This window comes from Phenylobacterium sp. (genome assembly GCF_030693805.1).
In the GTDB taxonomy this organism is placed as follows: Bacteria; Pseudomonadota; Alphaproteobacteria; order Caulobacterales; family Caulobacteraceae; genus Phenylobacterium.
On record NZ_JAUXZW010000148.1, the window covers coordinates 1 to 2,575 of the forward strand.

The window sequence follows — 2,575 nt, forward strand, 5'->3', positions numbered from 1 at the left end:
GGCGACGACGGTCTGAACGCGGCCGCCGACGCCGCATTCCGCGAGGCCCGCGCCGCGGCGCGAGGCGGCCTCTCCGCCGCCCTGGCCGATATCGGCATCGCCGCCATCGAAGGCCGCACCCGCCTGGCCGATGGCGACGCCCAGGCCGCGCGCGTCTGCGCCGCCCGCTTCACCGCCCCCATCGCCACCCTGGAGTCCGTCGCCAAACGCTGCACCGCCGCGCGCCAGCTCGTCGCCGAAGCGCGCATGGTCCGCGCCGACTTGTTGGCCGGCTGGGGCGCACGCCTGAAAGACCGCGACTTGCTGGCCGCCGCCATGGACGAGGCTTCCACCGCCGCCGCCGCCCTCGATGCGGCCTACGAACCGTTGAGTTGGGCGCGCACCGAGATCCTGCGCGGCCAGGCCCTGGTGCTGATGGGCGAGACCACCGGCGAGGTAGATTTCATCACCGAGGGCGTTGGCGACCTGGCCGACGTGCTGGACCATCTGAGCCGCGACCATAGCCCGCTGGACTGGGCGCGCGTCCAGGTGGCGCTGGCCCAGGGTCTGCAGGCGCTCGGCGACGCCAGCGCCAACGAACGCGCCTACGAACAGGCGGTGACCTGCTACGACCGCGCCGCCGTGGTGCTGAAAGATGCAGCCTCGGCGCCGCTGCGCGGCGTGGCGGCGAGTTCGCGCGCGGTTTGCCTGGTCCGCTCGGCCGAGCTGACCGGCGACGTGGCGATCCTGGATACGGCGGAAGCCGCGATGAAGATGGAGCTCTCCTCCGTTCAGGCGCGCCGCGATCCGGTGAGCTGGGCGCTCGCCCAGATCCACCTGGCCCGCCTCTACGAGGCCCGCATCGAGATGACCGGTCGCGACCGCGGCGAACGCGGCCGCGCGCTCACGGCGCTCGAGGCCGCGTTGGAGGTCTTCGGAGACCACGGCCTGCGCTCGCTGACCAACGTCGCCCTGGAAGCGATCGAGCGCCTTAGCCTCCCGGTCGCGGAGGGCGATCGCTAAGTCGCCAACCGCTACTTCACAGCGTCAAGGGCTTTGGAGCGTGGATTGCCTGCCGATGATCGGGGCACGCATTCGATTTCCGATCCAGTACAGCGCCGACGAACGCGCGGCGTCTGCAAAACGCCCCTAGGCCGCCGCCACGTCCAGGGTCTGGCGGCGCAGGCGCCAGAAGCGCAGCGTGCGTTGGGCGACGTCGCGCGCCAGAGCTTCGTAGAGCTCGCCATATTCACGGGCGCGGCCCAGCGCATTGCCTTCGCGATCCAGGATCAGCACCGCGAAGGTGAGGAACAGCGATCGGTCGAAGTCGGCCGCCTTGCAGACGATGGCCAGGGCGTCGAGTTCGCGACGCTCAAGGATGCGGCGCGCGGTGTGGAAGTCGATGTCGGCCATTTCGCACAACGCCACCAGGAAACGGGTGGTCTCGCGGTTGCGCAGGAAGCCGGCCAGCACCGCCGGCCCGACGCCGTTGCGGGCGCGCAAGGACCGCACATATTGCTCGGCCTCGGCGAAGTCGGCTGGCAGGGCGCCGTCGCGGGCGGCCAGAGTCTTGCGGCCGACGGCCAGGGCGGCGTCCAGGTGGGCGGGGTCCATCTCGGCGTTGCGCTCGAGGATCTGCTGGCGAAGCTGGGCCTCGACCACGAAATACATCTCGTTCAGCAGGTCCGCCGGCAGGTCGCGGCGCGACACCACCGCCTCGTGCAGAGCGGGGTTCTCACAGGCGCGGTCGACGGCCTGTTCCTCGCTCTCGCGCGACAGCGAAGCGCCATGATTGCGCAACAGCATGCCCAGGGTGTGGTCGTCGCCACGCTCGACAATGGCTTCGGAGACGGCTTCCGAGACTGTCACGCGCTGCGAGATCGCCCGCAGATGGTCCTGGCCTCGGGTGCGGGCCACCGCCAGCAGGTCGTCATCGGTCAGGGCGCGCGAGCCCTCCAGCACCGGGCGGGCCACGTCGATCGATTCATCGCGAGCCAGTTTGCGCAGCAGTCCCCGCGGCGCGACCTCGGCTTGGGACATCCGCGCGGCGAGTTCGCCACGAACAGCGTCTTCCATTTCTCCGGCGAGCTGGCTCAACACCTCGTCGAACAGCGCCATCTCGGATGAGCCCTCCAGCGCCTGACCAGTGAAGAACAGGTCGGTGACGCCGCGCATCAGTTCGCGGCGGCGCTCGCTGGACGGTTCCTGCGCCAGCGCGATCAGGTCGTGCAGCTTGGTGCTTGCGGCCGCGTCGGTCACGAGGGGCGATCCTTCTTGGTCGTGTCGTCGTCCTCGTCGGAGCGCGGGGCGGCGGGCTCGTCGGGCGGGCCGATCAGCACGTAGCGCGGCGTCGAGGATTGCGCCGGCGCCGCATCCGGCGCGAGGCCGTACTGGCGGTGCAGTGAATAGTAGCGGGCCGGCGTGCCGCCGGTGCGCGCCGGTGCGGGCGTGACGGCGGCTGCGACGGCGACAGGCGGCGCTGCGGGCGGCGGCGGGGATTGGTAGATGCTGGCCGGCGCTGGGGCCACCCTGGCTATCGGCGCGGGCGAGCGCTCGGCCGGCCTCATCGCGGCGACCGGGGGCGGCGGCGGGGCGA

2 protein-coding genes and 1 pseudogene are annotated in these 2,575 nt (G+C 71.5%); 1 reads left to right on the top strand and 2 read right to left on the bottom strand.

The annotated features are described in order from the left end of the window. The coding region (locus tag Q8M88_RS06460) for a hypothetical protein (protein ID WP_305595561.1) at nt 1-1,002 on the top strand (1,002 nt) is incomplete at its 5' end. Nucleotides 1,003-1,128: 126 nt separating this feature from the next. Here Q8M88_RS06460 and Q8M88_RS06465 read toward each other — a convergent pair. Together Q8M88_RS06465 and Q8M88_RS06470 are read right to left on the bottom strand one after the other, a co-directional pair. Next, nucleotides 1,129-2,238, bottom strand: a complete 1,110-nt coding sequence (locus Q8M88_RS06465) for a DUF2336 domain-containing protein (protein ID WP_305595563.1) — start codon at nt 2,236-2,238, stop codon at nt 1,129-1,131. After that, nucleotides 2,235-2,575 (bottom strand): annotated as a pseudogene (locus Q8M88_RS06470) (hypothetical protein); the annotation flags it as partial. The gene Q8M88_RS06465 and the pseudogene Q8M88_RS06470, both read right to left, overlap by 4 nt.